This is a genomic window from Streptomyces sp. MCA2 (genome assembly GCF_023544705.1).
Classification (GTDB): Bacteria; Actinomycetota; Actinomycetes; order Streptomycetales; family Streptomycetaceae; genus Streptomyces; species Streptomyces decoyicus.
Genome location: NZ_JAMJFM010000058.1, coordinates 21736 through 40596, shown reverse-complemented (window position 1 = coordinate 40596; position 18861 = coordinate 21736). Strand labels below are relative to the sequence as shown.

Here is an 18861-nt window from a genome sequence, read left to right as displayed (position 1 = left end):
TCCGCCGGGTGCCCGTCAGTCGTTCTCGTCGATCAGGGTGAGGGCGTTCAGGGCCGCCGACAGGGCGCGGGTGTCGCCGTCCTCGGAGGCCGCCGCCACGTCCAGAGCGGTGTCCGCGAACTTGATCGCATGCTCGTTGCCGTTGGCGACCGCTCGCTCGAAGACCTCCTCGGGTGTGATCGAGGCGGCGTCCGGTGCCGGGAGCGGGGTGTCCGCGGCGTAGATCGCGGTGACCGCCGAGGTCGCCGCCCAGGCCACCGCGAACGAGTGCGCCCACAGCTCCCGGGGGAGCGCGGGCAGGGTGCGCAGCACCGCGTTCGGCGCGGTGGCGGCGTGCACCAGCATGATGCCGTTCCCGTGGCCGTAGTCCGCGTAGTTGAGGGTGGCGGCGCGTACGAGCGCGGTCAGGCCCTCGCGTACGGCCTCGGGGTCATCGGGGAGGTGCAAGGACTCGGTGGTGCTCAACCAGCCTGGGGTAGCAGGGAGTTGGGAGTAGCCGTTCTCCGGCGTCACGTGCTGTTCGGCGATACGGGGGAGGGCGGCCAGGGCCTCGGACGGGGTGGCGCCGCCCGTGGGGCGGACGGCGACGGGCAGGAGCAGATGCCGGGCGGCCCAGTAGCCGAGGGCGTGCGCGAACTCCGCGAGCCGCGCGGTGTCCTCGCCCTCCGTCAGGAGACTGCGTACGGCATGGCCCACGCGGATCGCAGGGTGGGTGGCGGCGCCGGCGATGCCGGGCAGCAGCCGCGGCCACCATACGGCGAGGAGTTCGCGCCAGGGCCGCTCGGCGGCCTGGTGGCTGAAGTACGCGGTCCAGTCGGTGACCCGGCTCGCATCGCCCAGTGCCTCCCGCCAGTTGGCGTCGGTGATGCGGCCGTGGGCACGCGGCACGCCTTCCAGTTTGTTCTCGTAGCCGTCGAGCCAGCGGTGGACGGTGTGGGCCTGGCCGTTGCGGACCATGGCTTCGACGGCCATCGGTCCGTGGTTGCTCAGATAGCCGTTGAACTCGGGGCCGGAGGTGTGCAGGCGGAGCAGGGCTTCGTCGAGTGTGCCGCTCGTCGTATCCATGGCTGGAGGCTAGGGCGGCGGGGTGGCGCGCGTAATGGGCTTCCGGCCTACACCGCTGGTCGTAAGGCCGCAGGTGGGGCGGGAGTTGGCGGTGGGTTGGGTGCGGCAGTCGCGGGCCGAGGGGGGCGGCGGGCGTTGCCTCATGTCCGTATCCCTCAGTATCCCGCCGCGTCCCTCAGCATCCGCCGCGTCCCTCAGCATCCCGCCGTATCCACCGGATCCATACCGGACAGAGGGCGTCGGGTATTGGGGGGAGGGTGCTGCCATGACGAGTGAGAGCGGACGAGGCGAGGGCGGCGCGGACTTCGAGGGCGTCGCTGACGTCAAGGGTGGTACGGGACGGGCCGGTGGTGGCAGTGAGGGGGGTGAAGCGGTGGGCTGGTCGGTGGTCCGGGCGGCGGTACCGGAGTTCGCCGGGCGGGTGCAGGAACGGTTCGGGGCGTACCGGCACCACGTTCTCGCCACCCTCCGCAAGGACGGCGCACCGCGGCTCACCGGCCTGGAGGCGGATTTCCGCTACGGGGAGCTGTGGCTGGGCATGATGGTGGGCTCGCGCAAGGTGCTCGACCTACGGCGCGACCCCCGCTTCGCGCTGCATGCCAACCCGGGGCCGGGCACCGATCTTTCGGGCGGTGACGTACGGGTGTCCGGGCGGGCCGTGGAGGTGACCGACCCCGAGGTGGTCGCGCGCTATGCGGCGGTGGTGAAGCCACCGGAGCCGTTCCATCTCTTCCGGGCGGAGCTGACGGAGGCGGTGCGTACGTGCATCCAGGACTCGTGTGTGGTGCTGGAGAGCTGGGTACCGGGGCGGCCGCTGCGCACCATCCGGCGGACGTCCGACGATGCCGCGCTTCAGGTGGAGTGAGACGGCGCTACGGGTGGAGTGATGTGGCGCCACAGTTGGCCTGATGTGGCGCCACAGTGGATCTCAGTGGGTGGCCACGGGGAGGTGGTGGGACCCGTCGCGGTGGGACCGGTCGTGCTTGTGGGGGTGGGGCCGGTGCCTGCCGTGCGGCTCGCGGACCCGGTGGGTGCGGAAGATGTAGAGGGCGACGACGAACATCACGGCGCCCATGGTGAAGCCGAAGGCGCACGACTTCAGGATCGATTCGCCGCCGAGGCTGTAGGCCCAGCCGAGCGCACCGCCGAAGAGCGCACCGTAGGCGAGCGCCCGGGTTTCGGTGATCATGGACGACTGGAAGTGGGCCACCAGCAGCCCCAGCGCACCGGACACCACCGCCGCGGCCAGCCCGTACAGCATGGCCGGACCGCCCTTGGTGCCGTCGGTGTGCGTGCGGAAGATGGTGAAGCAGCCGAAGGCGAGTGCCGTGATGATCGGCAGCGACACGGTCGACGGGATGCGCTGGGCCCTTGCCGCCATTCCGGCCATTCCGGTCGGTCGCGAGGCCCCCTGCGGGCCACGGGCCCGGGCGTTCGCCGTCGCGCCGTGTTCGACGTCCACGGTGCCGTGTGAGCGGGCGGCCCTCGCACCGTGCCGGTGAGCGTGCTGGTCCATGACGGGCTCCTCTCGCTTGCCCCGCTGTCCCGCTGCTCCTTCCGTCCAGGCGACACCCGGGTGCCGTCGGCGTCAACTGGAGCGGCGGACGACGGAGCGGGAGGCGGAGGCGGAGAGGGGTCGGGGGAGGGCGCGGGGAGGCGGGTGAGGAGCGGGGTCAGCCCAGATCCTTCTGGTACCAGGCCACGTCCCAGTAGCGGCCGAATTTGCGGCCCACTTCCGTGTACGTACCGATGTGCCGGAAGCCGAAGCGGGTGTGGAGGCGGGTGGACGCCTCGTTCGGCTGGGTGATCCCGGCGTAGGCGCGATGCACGTCCTCGTCGGCCAGCGCCTCGAACAGGGCCGTGTAGAGCAGCGTGCCGATGCCGCGGCCGACGGCGTGCGGAGCGCAGTAGGCCGTGACCTCGACGGAGGGCGCGTAGGCGGCCTTGTGGCGGAAGGAGCTGCTGGTCGCGTAACCGAGCAGTGCACCTTCTCCCGCCGTCCCCGGGGCACCTTCTCCCGCCGACCCCGGGGCGGCCTCTCCCACCGTCCCCGGGCCTTCCGCCGACCCGGCCTGCGGGTCGCCCTCCGGGCCGTTGTGCGGGTTTTTGGTCCGGTCTGTCACTTCGCGGGCAACCAGGAGGCGATGCGGGCCGTCTTGTGGGTAGGCGAGCAACCATGGGCGGCGCTGATCGGGAGTGAAGGGCTCCAGGTCGAACGTGATGCACGTCTCACGGATGTAGTGGTTGTAAAGATCCGTGAGGGCCGGAAGGTCGGCTTCCGTGCCCGCCCTGACCTGCACTTCGCCCTGCTCACGTGGCATGTGGCCTCCTCGGGTGGGGGCGCAGGGTACTGCATGATCAGAAAAATAGAGGGGCAGCGTGGGAATTCTGTCCGGATTCCAGCCGTTGTTTCCTTCGGACGGGCCACGCGGTGAGCATCGGCTTCGATGCCCCGATCCGGTCCGCCTTTGTCCCGCGACCGACTCATCGCAAAGGGAGCACACGCATGGCAACCCGTGCCGTCGCCCGACGTCAGGAAAGCAGCACCGGTTCTGACGGGGCGAACAGTGTTCGCGCCATAGGCGGGGAGATCGCCGACCGCGACCTGGTCGGCATGTACCTCGACGAGATCGCGCGTACACCGCTGCTCGACGCCGCCAAGGAGGTCGAGCTGTCCCAGACCATCGAGGCGGGCGTCTACGCCCAGCAGATCCTCGACGGCGAAGTCACCGACGGTAATGCCGCAGGTGCGGGCCGCGAGGAGCTCGAGGCGCTGGTCGAGGAGAGTGCCAGGGCCAAGGACGTCTTCATCCGCTCCAACCTCCGCCTGGTGGTCGCGGTGGCCCGCCGTTATCCGCGCGCCGGGCTGCCCCTGCTGGACCTGATCCAGGAGGGCAACGCCGGTCTGGTGCGTGCCGTGGAGAAGTTCGACTACGCCAAGGGCTTCAAGTTCTCGACGTATGCGACGTGGTGGATCCGTCAGGCCATCACCCGTTCCATCGCCGACCAGTCGCGCACGATCCGGCTGCCCGTGCACCTCGTCGAGGAGCTGGGCCGGATCCGCCGGGTGCAGCGCGAGTTCAACCGCGAGAACGGCCGTGACCCGGAGCCGGCGGAGGTCGCCGGGGAGCTGGGCTCCACGCCCGCCCGTGTCACCGACGTACTCGACTGGGCGCGCGACCCGGTCAGCCTCAACATGTCGGTGGACGACGACGGCGACACCCAGTTCGGCGATCTGCTGGAGGACACCTCCGCGGCCTCGCCCGAGCAGTCCGTGCTCACGCTGCTGCGCAGCGAGGAGCTGGAGGACCTGATCGACCGCCTCGACCACCGCACGGCCTCGATCATCAAGGCCCGCTACGGCATAGAGGACGGCCGTGAGCGCACGCTGACCGAGGTCGGCAAGCAGCACGGCCTGACCCGCGAGCGGATCCGGCAGATAGAGAAGCACGCCCTGCTGGAGCTGAAGCGGATGGCGGGTGACACGGGATTCGACGCGGCCGCGTAACCGGCTCGCGCCGCGGCGCGAGCCGAGATCCCTGGCGAGGCCTGTGCCTGTAGAGGACGAGCCCCGGTGCCCTTCGTGGCGTCGGGGCTCTGTTGCGTCCGGAGGGTTGCCGGGCGGGGGCGGAGGGTTGCTCTCAGGCGGCTCCGATGTCCGTTTGAGTCTGTCCAGAGTCCATTTACGTTTACTTCGCGGAAGTCCAGGCGTAGCATCGCGTTGAAACCACAGGTTCGGGCATGGAACGGACACAGACGCTGATGTATGCACCGGAACGCCAGCAGGAGATTCTGCGGCTCGCCCGTGAGGGCGGGCGGGTCGATGTGCTCTCCCTGGCGGAGGAGTTCCAGGTCACCGCCGAGACCGTGCGGCGCGATCTGAAGGCGCTGGACCGGGCCGGCCTGGTGCGCCGGGTACACGGCGGTGCCATCCCGGCCGGCCGGCTGGACTTCGAACCCGACCTCGCCGAGCGGGACGCCGTCGCCGCCGACGAGAAGCAGCGCATCGCACGGGCCGCACTCGCCGAGCTCCCCGGCGGTGACGGTGGCGCCGCCGGATCCGGGAGCGTGATCCTGGACGCCGGTACGACCGCCGTCCGGCTCGCCGCGGAGATCCCGCTGGAGGCCGAGCTGACCGTCGTCACCCACGGCCTGCCGGTCGCCGCGCGGCTGGCCGACCACCCCGGACTCACCCTCCACCTCGTCGGCGGCCGGATCCGTCGCCGTACGCGGGCCGCGGTCGACGACTGGGCGCTGCGCGCCTACCGCGAGCTCAACGCCGATGTGCTGTTCCTCGCGACCAACGGCTTCTCGCTGGAGGGCGGCCTGACCACCCCCGACCTCGCGGAGGCCGCCGTGAAGCGGGCGCTCATCACCGCCGCCCGCCGGGTCGTCCTCCTCGCGGACTCCGCCAAATTCGGGCAGCAGCACTTCGCCCGCTTCGGCGAGCTGTCCGATGTGGACCTGCTCATCACCGACACCGGCCTGAGCCCCGACGACGCCCTCGCCATCGAGCGCGCGGGCACGGAAGTAGTACGCGCATGATCCTCACCGTCACCCCCAACCCCAGCCTGGACCGTACGTACGAGATCCCGGCGCTGGACCGTGGGGCCGTGCTCCGGGCCACCGCCGACCGGATCGACCCCGGCGGCAAGGGCGTCAATGTCTCGCGGGCGGTCGCCGCCGCCGGCCACCGCACCCTCGCCGTACTGCCCCTGGGCGGCCCGGCGGGTGCGGCACTGGCCGGGCTGCTGGGCGCCGAGGGCATCGAGGTGGCGGGTGTCCAGGTGGCCGGGCAGACCCGCTCCAACATCTCGGTCGCCGAACCCGACGGCACCCTGACGAAGATCAATGCGACCGGGCCCGAGCTGACCGCCGACGAGTCGGAGGCGCTGCTCACCACGGTCGGCGAGCGGTCCGCCGGCGCCGACTGGATCGCCTGCTGCGGCAGTCTGCCGCGCGGCCTGGCGCCCGAGTGGTACGCGGAGCTGGTCGCCCGCGCCCACCGGGCCGGCGCCCGGATCGCCCTGGACACCTCAGGCCCGTCGCTGACCGCGGCGCTGCGCGAACGCCCGGACATCGTCAAACCGAACGCCGAGGAGCTGGCGCAGGCCGTCGGCCGCCCGCTCGCGACCCTCGGCGACGCGGTCAAGGCCGCCGAGGAGCTGCGGGCATCGGGAGCCCGCGCCGTACTGGCCTCTCTGGGGGCGGACGGCCAGCTCCTCGTCGACGAGGAAGGCGCCTTCTTCGGCAGCGCCCCGGTCGTCGCCGTCCGCAGCAATGTCGGCGCGGGTGATGCCTCACTGGCGGGCTTTCTCGCCGCGGGCGGTACGGGACCGATGGCGCTGGCCGCCGCGCTGGCCCATGGTGCGGCCGCCGTCCAGCTGCCCGGCAGCCAGATGCCGACACCGGCCGATCTGGACACGTCGGCGGTCAGGACCACCGACGCGGTGCCGCTCCACCGCCCACTGACGGAGCCGGTGTCATGACGGCCGTGCGCGAAGCCGCTGGTGTTGCCGCGGTGCGGCCAGTTGTTGCTGTGCCTGACACGTGGCGAGCTGTTGCCGGGCCGGCCACGCGGCGAGTTGTCGGCATGGCCGCCGCGCGCCGAGTTGTCGGCCTGCCCCCTCGATCCCGCCCTCCGGCCACTGCTGGAAGGCGCTCCAGCCACCCCCCGTTCCGTCCCCACCGCCCCCACGGCGGTACCGCGCGCAAGGGAGCCCGCGATGAGTGAGCTGATCACCGCGGAACTGGTCGACCTCGACCTGTCCGCAGAAACGAAGGACGCCGCCGCACGGTCCCTGGCCGAACGGATGGTCGCCCACGGTCGCGTCACCGACCTGGAGGGGTTCCTCGCGGACGTGGCCGCGCGCGAGGCCCAGATGCCGACCGGTCTGGACGGCGGGATCGGGATTCCGCACTGCCGCAGCACGCATGTCACGGAGCCGACGCTGGCCTTCGGACGCAGCGCCTCCGGTATCGACTTCGGTGCGCCGGACGGCCCGGCCGACCTGATCTTCCTGATCGCGGCCCCGGCGGGCGGCGACGCGGACCATCTGTCGATCCTCTCGACCCTCGCCCGGAGCCTGATGGACGAGTCCTTCACCGGCGCGCTGCGGTCCGCCACCGAACCGGAGCGTACGGCGGCACTGATCCGTGGCGACGAGCCGGCGGCGGAGCCCTCGGCCCAGGCCCAGGACCAGGCCCAAGCCCAGGACCAGGCCCAAGCCCCGGCCCAGGCCCCGGCTCCGGACACGGAGGCGCGGGCGGACACGGACGCGCGAGCGGAGACGGACGCACGGCCGGAAAAGGACGCACGGCCGGAGACGGCACCCGAGGCGGAAGAGGCCCCCGCAGCATCGACCGAGGCCCCTTCCGAGGCCCCTTCCGAGGCACCTTCCGAGGCACCTCCCGAGGCCCCTCCCGCGGCTACCCCCGAAGCCGCCCCCGCGGCCGCCCCCTTCCGTATCGTCGCCATCACCTCCTGCCCCACCGGTATCGCGCACACCTACATGGCCGCCGAATCGCTGGAGAAGGCCGGGCAGGCCGCCGGCGTCGAGGTGTTCGTCGAGACGCAGGGCTCGGCCGGGTTCACACGGCTCGACCCGCAGCTCGTCACGGACGCGGACGGCGTGATCTTCGCGCATGACGTCGAGGTACGGGAGAAGGAACGGTTCGCCGGGAAGCCGACGGTCGACGTCGGAGTGAAAGCGGGCATCAACCGCCCCGCCGAACTCATCGCCGAGGTACGGCAGAAGGCCGAACGCGGCGAGGTGTCCGGCACCGCGCGCGCCGCCGCGCCCATGGACAAGGACGCCGAGACGGGCGACGGCTTCGCCACCCGCCTGCGCAAGTGGCTGATGACCGGCGTCAGTTACATGGTCCCGTTCGTCGCTGCGGGCGGTCTGCTCATCGCGCTCGCCTTCGCCATCGGCGGCTACACGATCAACAAGGCGCCCTCCGTCGCCGAGCACTTCCTCTGGACCGATTCCACGAGCTGGGCGGCGCTGCTCTTCCAGATCGGCAGTGTGGCGTTCGGCTTCCTCGTCCCGGTCCTGGCCGGATTCATCGCGTACGGCATGGCGGACCGGCCCGGCCTCGTCCCGGGCTTCGTCGGCGGCGCCATCGCGCTCACGATCAACGCGGGCTTCCTCGGCGGCCTGATCGCCGGTCTCCTCGCGGGTGCGGTGGTGATGGCGATCCAGCGGGTGGCCATACCGCCGGTGCTGCGCGGCATCATGCCGGTCGTGGTCATCCCGCTGATCTCGTCGGCGATCGTCGGCTTCCTGATGTTCCTCGTGGTGGGCAAGCCGATCGCCGCGCTGCAAAAGGGGCTGACGGACTGGCTGTCCGCTCTCACCGGTGCCAACGCGATCATCCTGGGTGCTCTTCTCGGCCTGATGATGTGCTTCGACCTCGGTGGCCCGCTGAACAAGGTCGCCTACGCCTTCGCGGTCGGCGGCCTCGCCAACCCCAACGAGGGCAGCCTGAAGGTCATGGCCGCGGTGATGGCGGCCGGTATGGTCCCGCCGCTGGCGATGGCGCTGGCCACGACCGTCCGCGGCCGGCTCTTCACCAAGGCCGAGCGGGAGAACGGCAAGGCGGCCTGGGTGCTCGGCGCCTCCTTCATCACCGAGGGCGCGATCCCCTTCGCCGCCGCCGACCCGCTGCGCGTCATCCCCTCCGCGATGGCAGGTGGTGCGGTCACCGGAGCCCTGTCGATGATGTTCGGCTGCACCCTCCGCGCCCCGCACGGCGGCATCTTCGTCGTCCCCCTGATCGGCCAGCCGTTCCTCTACCTGCTCGCCATCGCCGCGGGTACGGGCGTCAGCGCGGCCCTGGTGATCCTCCTCAAGGGCCTGCGCAAGACGCCGCACACCCGCGCGGCGGACTCGTCGGCCGACGGCGGGGCCGAGGTGACGGTCGCCGCCTGATCTCCGCGCCGCCCGAGCGTGCCGAGGCCTCCACCGACCCGGGTGGAGGCCTCGGCGAATTCCGCCCCCGAGCCCGTCCGGCGACGCGTGCTGACGGGCCGTACAGCAGGGTTACCCGTGCGTTAGTCGATCTTTAGCCGGCGCGACGAGAGTCATGGACGTCACGCCGAAGGACGCCAGTCACCACCTCGGGGGAATCTCATGTCGCTCGCCACCGCCACCCTGCGCCGCGGTCGCCGGCTCGCCGTCGCCTCGCTCGCCGCCGCCGCGGCGCTGTCGCTGACCGCCTGCCAGAGCGGGGACGACAAGGCGTCGGCCACGCCCTCCGCCGCGAGCAGCCAGGCCGCGTCGGACGGCGGCTCCACGGGCGACTCCACTTCCGGTGGCGCCTCGGGCGGTTCCTCCGCGGGTGGTTCGTCCACGGGTGGTTCGTCCACGGGCTCGTCCTCGACGGGTGGGGAGCAGGCGGGCGGTGGTTCCGGTGCCGCAACGGGGAAGGGCGCGTCGCGTACGGGCACCAACGGGGGCCAGGCGTCCGCGTCGGGTGGCTCCGGCGGGCAGGGCGGTGCCTCCGCCGGCCGTAAGGGCGTCAACGGAACCTGGGTCGGCAAGCTGAATTGGCTCACCGAGTACAAGCTCTCGGTGGCCCCGGAGAGCGGTCCGGAGCAGGCGTTCCACCTCCTCGACAGCACCAAGGTGCTCGGTGCGGCGGCGCTCTGCGAGGCCCCCGACGGCCGCGTCCACCTGGACAGCACCGGCTACGGCACCGCTGCGTGCACCCTCGACGACGCGCGCAAGGCAGCCAAGCGCGGCTCCGTCGACGTACGAGTGACGGTGAAGGACGGCGCCGCCGCGAAGATCGCTGAGCACTACCGCCCGTAAGTCCCCGCACGGAGCCCCCCAGCGACTCCCCTCAGCACCGTTCAGCGGCCGTCGGAACATCCGGCGGCCGCTGAGCCGTGCTTGCGGGCCCCGGTGTTGACCGTGGGTGTCCTGATCCTGCTGTCGCTCGGTACGGACACCGGGACGGCCCTGGCCTCCGCGCTCACCGTCGTCGCGGGGATGGGCATCGGGTTCGTCATGCAGAGCACCATGATCATCACCATGAACAGCGCGGAGCCCCGCGACGTGGGCGCCGCCAGCGGCACGGTCACGTTGCTGCGTACGGTCGGCGGCTCGCTCGGCGTCGCGCTGCTGGGCGCCGTCTTCACCGGGCGGCTGCATGGCGGGCTCGCCGACCGGGTGGGTGGGGGAGGGCGCCGAGGACCGGCTGACGGCGGGCGCCGGACAGCTGACGCCACAGGTGCTGGACGGGGTGGCCGCACCGGTACGGGTGGCCCACCAGACCCGGTGCCCCACGGGAGCCGCGGGCAGCAGCCGCCCCGCACGCACAAGGCGGTGGCCGGCCCCTGTCAGGGACCGGCCACCGCCTTCGTCCGTGCGCCTCGGACCTTCGTCCGTCAGACCGCGCTGCCCGCCTGCCACTCGGACCAGGACAGGTTCCAGCCGTTGAGGCCGTTGTCCGGCTTGACGGTCTCGTCCTTCGAGTTCTTCACGATGACGACATCGCCGATCAGCGACTCGTTGAAGAACCACTTGCCCGGGGTGTCGCCCCCGCCGCCCTTGTTGTCCTGGAGGCCGACGCAGCCGTGGCTGGTGCCGGCCTGGCCGAAGATGGACGGGGAGCCCCAGTAGTTGCCGTGCAGGAAGGTGCCGGAGGCCGACAGCCGCATGGCGTGCGGGACGTCAGGGATGTCGTACTCGCCCTTGCCGTCCTTCTTCTTGAAGCCGACGGTCGAGCCGTCCATGCGGGTCTGCTCGAACTTCTCCGAGATCACCATCTGGCCGTTGTAGGTGGGGTTCTCGGGGCTGCCGCCGGAGATCGGGACATCCTTGAGGGTCTTGCCGTCCCGCTTGACCGTCATGTGCTGGGTGTTCATGTCGACCGTGGAGACCTGCGAGCGCCCGATGGTGAAGGACACCGTCTTGGACTGCACGCCGGTGATGCCCTGGCCGCCCTTCACCCCCTCCAGGTCGATCTTCATGGTGACCTTGGAGCCGGCCTTCCAGTAGTCCTCGGGACGGAAGTCCAGGCGCTGGGTGCCGAACCAGTGGCCGACGACCTTCTGGCCGCTGCTGGAGGTCACCGTGATGTGGGACTGGACGTCCTTCTTGTTGGTGATCGCCTTGTCGAAGTTGAAGGACACCGGCATGCCGACGCCGACGGTCTTGCCGTCGTCGGGGGTGTAGCTGCCGATGAAGCTGTTGGCCTGGGAGACCGTCGTGAAGGTGGCGTTCTGGGTGGCGGCCCGGCCCTTGGCGTCCTTGGCCTTCGCCACGATCTTGTACTTGGTGCCGCGCTCCAGCTGGACGCCGGGCTTCCAGGACGTGCCGTCGGACGATATGGCGCCGGCCACGTCCTTGCCGGATTCGGCCTCGGTGAGCTTCACCTCGGTCAGCTTGCCGCCGGTGGCCTTCACCCCGGTGTCGTTGATGCTGGCGTTGGTGGCGCCGTCGTCCGACGAAACCTTGATCTTGACGTCGGAGGCGTTCTTGGCGGCCGCGGCGTCCGCGCCGGCCTGGCCGTTCTTGCCGTCGTCGTTGCCGCCGGCCGAGGCGTCCCCGCCACACGCGGACAGGGTCAGCGCGCTCGCGGCGAACAGGGCCGTCACGGCGAGCGTGCGGCGCATCCGCCGGTTACGGCGCGGCGCGCCCGGCGCCGGCTGCTCGGCCGAGGGGAGCAGCTGGTGCGGGGTGCGGGACCGAGCGGGCGCGAGGTTGTCCGGCGTTGTCACGAGCTGCTCCATAACAGGGGTGTTGTGTTTCCGTGCTGGTAAACAGCACGAGCGGGCAGATTTGGTTGCGGGTACGGCTTGCTTGTGACGAAGGTCACATGTGCGGCGGTAGGGGGCGATCGGCCGGTCCCGATAGCCAGGTTCGCAGTGGCGTGCCGTGTTCGTCCAGGCGGGGTGGAGCGGCGGGTTGGGCCACCGGGGTCCCCGAGAGGCGGAGGGGGCTGGTGACTTGAGGGATGCGCCCCTCGCCGACGGGGGTCACCGGATCGAGTCCGAGCCGCGCCGCCAACTCCAGGGCCTCGGAGAGGCTGTTGACCGGACCGCACGGAACCGACGCCGGGGTCAGTCGCGCGGCCCAGTTCTGTGGGGTGTCGGTAGCCAGTCGGTTTTCCAGGGTTTTGATGAGGTCTGTGCGGTTTTGCACCCGGTCCTGATTGCGGGCGAACCGGACATCGTCGGCGAGTTCCGGTACGCCCAGCGTCTGCGCCAGCGCCCGGAACTGACGGTCGTTCCCCACCGCCACGGCGAGCAGCTGTCCGTCCCGGCAGGCCAGCGTCTCGTACGGGGCGATGCTCGGATGGCGGTTGCCCATGGGGCCCGGGTCGTGACCGGTGGCCAGATATCCGGAGGCCTGGTTCACCAGCGAGCCCAGCAGAGAAGAGAGCAGATTCACTTCCACCAACTGCCCCTGTCCCGTGCGGCCGCGGTGGTGCAGGGCCGCCAGGATGCCGGTGGCGGCGTCCTTCGCGGTCAGGACGTCCACCAGGGCGACCCCCGCCTTCAGCGGCGTCCCGCCGGGCTCGCCGGTGATGCTCATGAGCCCGCCGACGGCCTGCACCACGAAGTCGTAGCCGGGCAGCGGGGCGCCCGCGCCGGACCCGAAACCCGTGATGGTGCAGTGCACCAGGCCCGGGTTGGCGGCGCGGGTGGCAGTGTGGTCCAGGCCGTACTTGGCGAGCGAGCCGGGGCGGAAGTTCTCGATCAGTACGTCGGCCCGGCGGGCCAGCTCGCGGGCCGCGGCCGCGTCGTCGGGGTCGCCGAGGTCCAGGACCAGGCCGCGCTTGGAGCGGTTCGCGGCGTCGAAGTACGCGGCCGTCCCGTCCGCCGCGAACGGCGGGCCCCAGGCGCGGGTGTCGTCACCGGTGCCGGGCCGCTCGACCTTGATCACCTCGGCGCCGAGGTCGGCGAGCGTCGCGGCGGCCAGCGGGCCGGCCAGCACCCGGCTGAAGTCCGCGACGAGGATGCCGTCCAGGGCGCGGGCGGGCGGCTCACCGGGCGGGGCGGCGCCGAGGGGCCCGGTGGCGGTGGCCGTCGGGTCGGCGGGCTCCGTGTCGGCGTCGGGGGACGGCCGGTGCGGCTGCGGCACGTGCGTACTCCTCATATCGCGGACGAAGTGCCGTCATGGTCCGCGACGGTTTTCGCCGGGGGAAGCCTCCGGGGTGTCCAACGGGGTGGGGTGCATCCTGCCGGGGCGGCCTCTTGGACGGTCGCTGTACGGCGTCGTGACGGGAATGTAGCGAAATGTCATAGGAGATGCGTCACTTCGGGACTTAAGTCCCAAGATCCCCTGTCGGAAGACCTGACGTGTGGTGTCTACTGGCTCTGCCCCCAGCGCCTTACCCGTCCGGGAGGACCGCATGCTCCCCTCCGCTTCGATTCTCCAGCAGATCGGCCTCGGCGTGCTGCTCGCCGTGGGCATCGTCTGGGCCGTCGGGCTGGCCAGACTCCTGCGCCGGGGGCGGTACGAGGCGGCCATGTGGCGTGACCAGCGGGAAATGCGGGCACGGTACGCGCCGCGTGGGCGGTTCGCAGCGCCCGGCCCCGAAGAGCTGCCCGCCCACCCGGAACTGCTCGGTTCCGTGCCGCGGCAGACCGGCCCGGCCGGCCCGCCGTCGGAGTGCGTGGAGCTGAGCGCCGCCGAGCGTGCGGCGTTCGCGGGGCTCGTACGGCAGCTGACCAGCCGCAGTTGACCACCTGTAGTTGACCCGATGGCCGGCCGTGGCCCGGCCCCGGTCTCAGCGGACCGGGCCCAGCCGCAGCAGGGCCAGTGCGGTCAGCATCTGCACCGATACCGCGGCCGCCGACTTCCACGTCGACAGATGGTGCTGGCCCCGTATGAGCAGTACGGCGAGGACGTAGCCGAACCCCCAGGTCGTCCAGGTCGCGGCCTGCACGAAGGTGGCGTCGGTCGGCAGCCAGGCCGCGATCGCCATCCGCGGCAGATCCGTCACCCAGAACAGCACGATGAACAGGCTTGCGGTCGGCGCGAAGCGGCCTATGCCGCCGAGCGTCCGGGCGATGGCGTGGGCGACCGAGCCCAGCGCCAGACTGGCGGCCAGCACGCCCGCCTCGCCGAGCCCGAGAAGCTTCAGCGCCGCCGCGTGGTCGACGGCCCACTGGGTGTGGAACGCGTCCACCGAGAGCACCCCGATGCCGCCGCTGATCAACGACAGCAGCACCGCCGCGCTCCAGGCGCTACGGTCCCGCGCCTCGTCCAGCACCTCCACCGGGCGGTACCAGAGCCCGAATATCAGCCGGTGCCACCACAGGCGGCGGCGTGGGGCCGGCTTGCGCGGTGCCGGCTGGACGAGCGTGGGCGGTGGGGGCTGGGGAGGCGGGGAGGGGGGCGGTGCGGACATAAGGCCGTTTCTACCACCGGCCGATCCAGGGCGAGATGGGGGCGTCGGGCCACGGCACGGCTGCTGTGGATGAGACCCTCTGGCGATGACCTTGCAGACACCGGAGCACGGTGAGGCGCACGGCGGCGGTCTCGGCAGCCGGCTCAACTGGCTGCGGGCCGCGGTCCTCGGCGCCAACGACGGCATCGTGTCGACCGCCGGACTCGTCGTCGGAGTGGCCGGAGCCACCGATTCCCGCAGCGCCCTGCTGACGGCGGGGCTGGCCGGACTGCTCGCCGGGTCCATGTCGATGGCGGCCGGTGAATATGTGTCGGTTTCCACCCAGCGCGATTCGGAGAAGGCCGCGCTGGCACAGGAGAAGCGGGAGCTGGCGACCGAGCCGCAGGCCGAACTCATCGAGCTGACCGAGCTGTTGGCGGGGAAGGGCCTGAACGAGCGCCTGGCCAGGGAGGTCGCCGAGGAGCTCACCGCGCACGATGCGTTGCGCGCCCATGCGGAGGTCGAGCTGGGCATCGATCCCGACGAGCTCACCAATCCCTGGCACGCCGCCGGTGCGAGCTTCCTCGCGTTCACGGCGGGGGCGTTGTTGCCGCTGCTGGCGATCGTGCTGCCGCCGGCCGCGCACCGGCTGTGGATCACGGTGGTCGCGGTGCTGGCGGCGCTGGCGCTGTGTGGCTGGAGCAGTGCCCGGACCGGGGCCGCGCCGGTGGGGCGGGCGGTGCTGCGGAACGTCGGGGGCGGCGCGCTGGCGATGGGCGTGACCTACGCCGCGGGGTCGGCGCTGGGGGCAGTGGGGGCGTGAGCGGTGGCTGCCGTGGGTGGCGGCGGCCGCCCGTGGGTCAGACGGTCCCGTAGAGATCCCGGTACGACGGGAAGACGCCGCCGGGGCCGTCCACCGTTTCCGCCGCCTGGGCGGCGTTCACCACGGCGCGGGTCAGGACGTCCGCGCCGGCGGCCAGGATCTCGTTGAGGGCACCGGCCTCGGCGTGCACGCCGAATGCGCGGTCGCCGTGGGCCTCTTCGGGGCTCAGGGGGCGGGCCGCGGTGGACAGGGCGAAGACCGTGTCGCCGTCGGAGAGGAGATGGACGGGGCGGATGGCACGGGCCAGACCGTCGTGAGCGGTCCCGGCGAGCTTGTGGGCCTGGGCGCGGGTGAGGGTGACGTCCGTGGCGACCACGGCGAGGGTGGTGTTGAGCGGCGGGCGGACGGAGGCGGCCGAGCGGGCCCGGGAGGTTTCCCTGGCCTCGGCCAGCCGGCGCAGGGCGGTGGCGTGCACCTCGGGGGAGGGCAGGGCGGCGGGGTTCTCGTACAGACGGCCGTAGAGGGCGCCGGTGCGCGGGTCGGTGACGGAGCCCGCGACATTGACGGCGGCCAGTGCGGCGACGGTGCCGCCCGAGGGGAGCACCGCGCTCGCGGTGCCGATGCCGCCCTTGAGGCCGCCGGCCACCGCGCCCGTGCCGGCGCCCGTGTTGCCCTGGGCGACCGGGGCGCCGGGCCCGGTGTCCGCCGCGGCCGCGGCCGCCGCCCGGCCCAGCGCGGCATCCGGCCGGGCCCGCCAGTCGCCGCCGCGCCCCAGGTCGAAGAGGGCCGCGGCCGGCACGACGGGTACGACCTGCGCGGGGTCGGGGCCGACCCGGAAGCCGCGGCCCCGCTCCTCCAGCCAGGCGGCGACACCGGACGCGGCGTCAAGCCCGAAGGCGCTGCCGCCGGTCAGCACGACCGCCTCGATGCGCTGGACGAGGTTGCGCGGGTCGAGCGCGTCGGTCTCCCGGGTGCCGGGGCCGCCGCCGCGTACGTCGACGGCCGCGACGGCACCGCCCTCGGGTGCCAGGACGACGGTGGTGCCGGTCAGGTAGCCGCCGCCGGCCCGCTGGGCGTGGCCGACCCGGAGGCCGAGGACGTCGGTCAGGGCGTCCTGCGGCCCCGCGGGGTGCGGCGGGTGCTCAGTGATCGGCCGGTCCCATCACGATGACCGGGTGCAGCTCGGGGTCGAGGGTGCGCAGCAGCTCGCGCATCACCTTGGGCTTGAGGCTCACACAGCCCTGGGTGGGGCCGTCGTGGTCGACATGCAGCCAGACGCCGCCGCCCTTGGCGTCGCCCCACGGGCGCTGCGGGTCCAGGGGAGAGGTGCCGGACTCCCGGTTGTAGTTGATGGCGATGACGTAGTCGAAGGCGCCGGCCAGTGGCTCGCCCTCCACACCGGTGCCGCCGGCGACGAAGCTGCTGTTGTGGTCGTAGGGGAGTTTGGTGTCCCCGGGGGCGGCCAGCAGGCCGCCCGCGTCGGTGAGGGGGAAGACCCCGATGGGGGAGCGCAGATCGCCGTAATGGTGGTCGTCCGTCCAGCCGCGGGCGGCGTTGTGCGCGGGCCAGGTGGGACCCGGCTCCCAGTCGTCGGAGCCCTCCTCACGGGTGTACAGGACGACCCGGGACTCGAAGGAGTCCATGTCCTTTCCCGTGACCACCAGCACCTGTCGTGAGTTGGCCGGTATCCGCTTCCGGGCGGCGTCGCCGAGGCCCGGGATGGGCCGTCCGGCCGGGGGATTCGGTGCGGCGTTCGGGGCGGATTTCGCGGCGGACACCGGGATGCGTGGCGTGTCCGGACCGGAAGCTGTCGTGGACGTGGTGCTCTTGGCGTCGGTCCCGCTGTTGTGGTCGTCGCCCGAAGCCGGCCACGCCCACAGGGCGGTGCCGACCAGGGTGGAGAGGGCGAGACCGCCTACGGCCTTGCTGCGCCGGGACAGTCTCGTCCGCACGCGGGACTGAGCGTGGCGGGCCATGGCTGGCGTCTCCTCAGGTACGGACGGTGGTCGTTTCCGGGGCTTCCTGCGGCTCTTCCACAGGGGAACCCCTGTCATAAAAAGGGCAATCTGCACCCTACCGCTTCCGTATCGGCGCGCCTCCGCTGGACCTGGTGAGCAGGGGGAAACGCGGGCGGGAAGTGGCAGGAAGTGGGGTCCATTGGTGGGTAATTGACGGGGTATGGGGTGGCGGCGGAGGCGATGGCTCCGCTGGTGGTGGCCCCTCACCTGGCCGAGCGGTGAAGATGGCCGAATCTGATGCAGGATCAGGGCGCTTGCGGGGGTTTGCACGGCCGTTCGGCACACTTATGGGGGACGGGGGAGGGGCGTCCGCGAGCCTCGCGGGGCCGGTGCCGGCACCGTCTGCGAGATCGATGGCGCAGCGCTCGCCGAGATGGGTGACAGAACGGGCTCCTTCTACTCCACCAGTGCGGTGCCCTGACGGGTGGTGAGGGCGACGCCGATCGCGACCGTGACGGAGGCCACCAGCCCGGCCGCCAGGACCGCCCAGTGCCCGGCGAAGGTGCACGCCAGGACCGCGAGCGACGACACCGGCAGCACCAGCTGCTGGGCCGGGCCGCGCTTCTGGTGCCGGGAGTGGATCAGCCACACCGTGAACATGAACAGGGCGGCCGGCACCGTGACGCAGGCGGCCGCCGCGACCGCCGACAGATGCGCCTTGCCGGACGCCTCCTCCACCGCGATCTCGATGCCCGCCCCGACCGCGGCCGCCGAGCCGAAGACCAGGTAGTGGCCGTAGCCCCACAGGAACGCCTGACGGTTCGAGCGCAGGTGGAGGTGGATGGGGACCGCGAAGTAGATCCAGTACGCCGCGAAGACCAGCAGCAGCCCGCCGCCCGCGATCGGCAGCAGGGTGCTCAGTTCGTCGTTCTCGTCCAGCGCCGACTGCACGGCGAGGGTGGCCGCCGCGATCGTCTCGCCCAGCACGATGATGGTGAACAGGCCGTAGCGCTCGGAGATGTGATGGGGATGCCAGGCCGTCTGACGCTCCCGTTCGGCCAGGGTGGGGACGGCCAGCTCCAGCAGCCCGACGACCACGAACACCCAGGGCACATCCCCCTTGGGCAGCACGAGCAGGCCCAGCCAGCCGACCTGGCACACCGTCACCCCCAGGGCGTAGCGCAGTGCGGTGCGCCGCTCGGCACCCCGGCCGCCCCGTGCGGCCCGCAGCCACTGGGTGACCATGGCCAGCCGCATCAGCACATACCCGAACCAGATGACCGTGAAGTCGCTGTGGGCGAAGGCCCGCGGCACGCCGGCGGCCAGCACCAGCACCCCCGCCATCTGGACGAGCGTCACCACGCGGTAGAGCGCGTCGTCGGTGTCGTACGCCGAGGCGAACCAGCTGAAGTTCATCCAGGCCCACCAGATGGCGAAGAAGAGCATCAGGTAGCCGGAGATGCCGTGCCCCGGGTGGCCCTCGGCCAGCGCATGCGCCAGCTGGCGGCCGGCCTCGGCGATCGCCACGACGAAACACAGGTCGAAGAAGAGCTCCAGCGGCGTGGCGGTGCGGTGCTCCTCGTCGCGGCGGCGCGCACGCATGAGGACCGGCACGTCAGCTCCTCTCGTCGGCCGATGCGGCCGCCCTCAGTACAGCGCGGGCGGGCG

Annotated in this window: 18 protein-coding genes; 8 read left to right on the top strand and 10 right to left on the bottom strand. The window is 72.0% G+C overall.

Going from position 1 to position 18861, the window contains the following annotated elements:
• Positions 1 to 15: 15 nt before the first annotated feature.
• On the bottom strand, positions 16 to 1065 hold the full coding sequence (locus M8I34_RS34430) for a questin oxidase family protein (protein WP_250056453.1): 1050 nt from the start codon (positions 1063 to 1065) through the stop codon (positions 16 to 18).
• A 265-nt stretch (positions 1066 to 1330) separates the two neighbouring features.
• Here M8I34_RS34430 and M8I34_RS34425 point away from each other — a divergent pair, with 265 nt between their 5' ends.
• Positions 1331 to 1930, top strand: coding sequence for a pyridoxamine 5'-phosphate oxidase family protein (locus M8I34_RS34425; RefSeq protein WP_250056444.1), 600 nt, complete (start codon positions 1331 to 1333; stop codon positions 1928 to 1930).
• Positions 1931 to 1993: 63 nt separating this feature from the next.
• Here M8I34_RS34425 and M8I34_RS34420 read toward each other — a convergent pair whose 3' ends face one another.
• Together M8I34_RS34420 and M8I34_RS34415 are read right to left on the bottom strand one after the other, a co-directional pair.
• Positions 1994 to 2581 carry a hypothetical protein gene (locus M8I34_RS34420; RefSeq protein ID WP_250056442.1) on the bottom strand — a complete coding sequence of 196 codons (588 nt, stop codon included), beginning with the start codon at positions 2579 to 2581 and terminating at the stop codon, positions 1994 to 1996.
• A gap of 157 nt (positions 2582 to 2738) precedes the next feature.
• On the bottom strand, positions 2739 to 3386 hold the full coding sequence (locus tag M8I34_RS34415) for a GNAT family N-acetyltransferase (protein WP_250056440.1): 648 nt from the start codon (positions 3384 to 3386) through the stop codon (positions 2739 to 2741).
• Positions 3387 to 3571: 185 nt separating this feature from the next.
• Here M8I34_RS34415 and M8I34_RS34410 point away from each other — a divergent pair, with 185 nt between their 5' ends.
• The 5 genes from M8I34_RS34410 (at position 3572) to M8I34_RS34390 (ending at position 9881) form a co-directional block, all read left to right on the top strand.
• The gene (locus tag M8I34_RS34410; RefSeq protein WP_250056438.1) at positions 3572 to 4573 is read left to right on the top strand and encodes an RNA polymerase sigma factor RpoD/SigA; all 1002 of its coding nucleotides are present in this window, start codon (positions 3572 to 3574) and stop codon (positions 4571 to 4573) included.
• A 254-nt stretch (positions 4574 to 4827) separates the two neighbouring features.
• The gene (locus tag M8I34_RS34405; protein ID WP_244419874.1) at positions 4828 to 5610 is read left to right on the top strand and encodes a DeoR/GlpR family DNA-binding transcription regulator; all 783 of its coding nucleotides are present in this window, start codon (positions 4828 to 4830) and stop codon (positions 5608 to 5610) included.
• A complete protein-coding gene (gene pfkB / locus M8I34_RS34400) occupies positions 5607 to 6554 on the top strand; it encodes a 1-phosphofructokinase (RefSeq protein ID WP_250056436.1) in 948 nt (315 codons plus the stop codon). Before M8I34_RS34405 ends, pfkB begins: the two co-directional genes overlap by 4 nt.
• A 237-nt stretch (positions 6555 to 6791) precedes the next feature.
• A complete protein-coding gene (locus tag M8I34_RS34395) occupies positions 6792 to 8999 on the top strand; it encodes a fructose-specific PTS transporter subunit EIIC (protein WP_250056434.1) in 2208 nt (735 codons plus the stop codon).
• 201 nt (positions 9000 to 9200) lie between these two features.
• Entirely contained in the window at positions 9201 to 9881 is a 681-nt protein-coding gene (locus M8I34_RS34390) for a hypothetical protein (protein ID WP_250056432.1), read from the top strand.
• A 41-nt stretch (positions 9882 to 9922) separates the two neighbouring features.
• Here the strand turns inward: M8I34_RS34390 and M8I34_RS34385 are convergent, their stop codons facing one another.
• The 3 genes from M8I34_RS34385 to M8I34_RS34375 all read right to left on the bottom strand — a co-directional run bounded on the left by M8I34_RS34385 (position 9923) and on the right by M8I34_RS34375 (position 13160).
• A complete protein-coding gene (locus M8I34_RS34385) occupies positions 9923 to 10210 on the bottom strand; it encodes a hypothetical protein (RefSeq protein WP_250056430.1) in 288 nt (95 codons plus the stop codon).
• Between the two features lie 249 nt (positions 10211 to 10459).
• Positions 10460 to 11806, bottom strand: a complete 1347-nt coding sequence (locus M8I34_RS34380; RefSeq protein ID WP_250056422.1) for an Ig-like domain-containing protein — start codon at positions 11804 to 11806, stop codon at positions 10460 to 10462.
• 82 nt (positions 11807 to 11888) lie between these two features.
• Positions 11889 to 13160 (bottom strand): CaiB/BaiF CoA-transferase family protein, encoded by a 1272-nt coding sequence (locus M8I34_RS34375; protein ID WP_250056420.1) that lies wholly within the window; start codon positions 13158 to 13160, stop codon positions 11889 to 11891.
• A 271-nt stretch (positions 13161 to 13431) separates the two neighbouring features.
• Here M8I34_RS34375 and M8I34_RS34370 point away from each other — a divergent pair, with 271 nt between their 5' ends.
• The gene (locus M8I34_RS34370) at positions 13432 to 13764 is read left to right on the top strand and encodes a hypothetical protein (RefSeq protein ID WP_250056418.1); all 333 of its coding nucleotides are present in this window, start codon (positions 13432 to 13434) and stop codon (positions 13762 to 13764) included.
• Between the two features lie 45 nt (positions 13765 to 13809).
• Here M8I34_RS34370 and M8I34_RS34365 read toward each other — a convergent pair whose 3' ends face one another.
• Entirely contained in the window at positions 13810 to 14433 is a 624-nt protein-coding gene (locus tag M8I34_RS34365; RefSeq protein ID WP_244414254.1) for a hypothetical protein, read from the bottom strand.
• A gap of 85 nt (positions 14434 to 14518) precedes the next feature.
• Between M8I34_RS34365 and M8I34_RS34360 the strand changes: the two genes are divergently transcribed.
• Positions 14519 to 15235 carry a VIT family protein gene (locus M8I34_RS34360; RefSeq protein WP_250056416.1) on the top strand — a complete coding sequence of 239 codons (717 nt, stop codon included), beginning with the start codon at positions 14519 to 14521 and terminating at the stop codon, positions 15233 to 15235.
• A 37-nt stretch (positions 15236 to 15272) separates the two neighbouring features.
• Here M8I34_RS34360 and M8I34_RS34355 read toward each other — a convergent pair whose 3' ends face one another.
• The 3 genes from M8I34_RS34355 to M8I34_RS34345 form a co-directional block, all read right to left on the bottom strand.
• Positions 15273 to 16385 carry a P1 family peptidase gene (locus tag M8I34_RS34355; RefSeq protein WP_250056488.1) on the bottom strand — a complete coding sequence of 371 codons (1113 nt, stop codon included), beginning with the start codon at positions 16383 to 16385 and terminating at the stop codon, positions 15273 to 15275.
• Positions 16378 to 17211, bottom strand: coding sequence for a L,D-transpeptidase family protein (locus M8I34_RS34350; RefSeq protein WP_250056407.1), 834 nt, complete (start codon positions 17209 to 17211; stop codon positions 16378 to 16380). The genes M8I34_RS34355 and M8I34_RS34350 overlap by 8 nt, the downstream gene beginning before the upstream one ends.
• Positions 17212 to 17649: 438 nt before the next feature.
• Positions 17650 to 18807 carry a low temperature requirement protein A gene (locus M8I34_RS34345; RefSeq protein ID WP_250056406.1) on the bottom strand — a complete coding sequence of 386 codons (1158 nt, stop codon included), beginning with the start codon at positions 18805 to 18807 and terminating at the stop codon, positions 17650 to 17652.
• Positions 18808 to 18861: the final 54 nt, after the last annotated feature.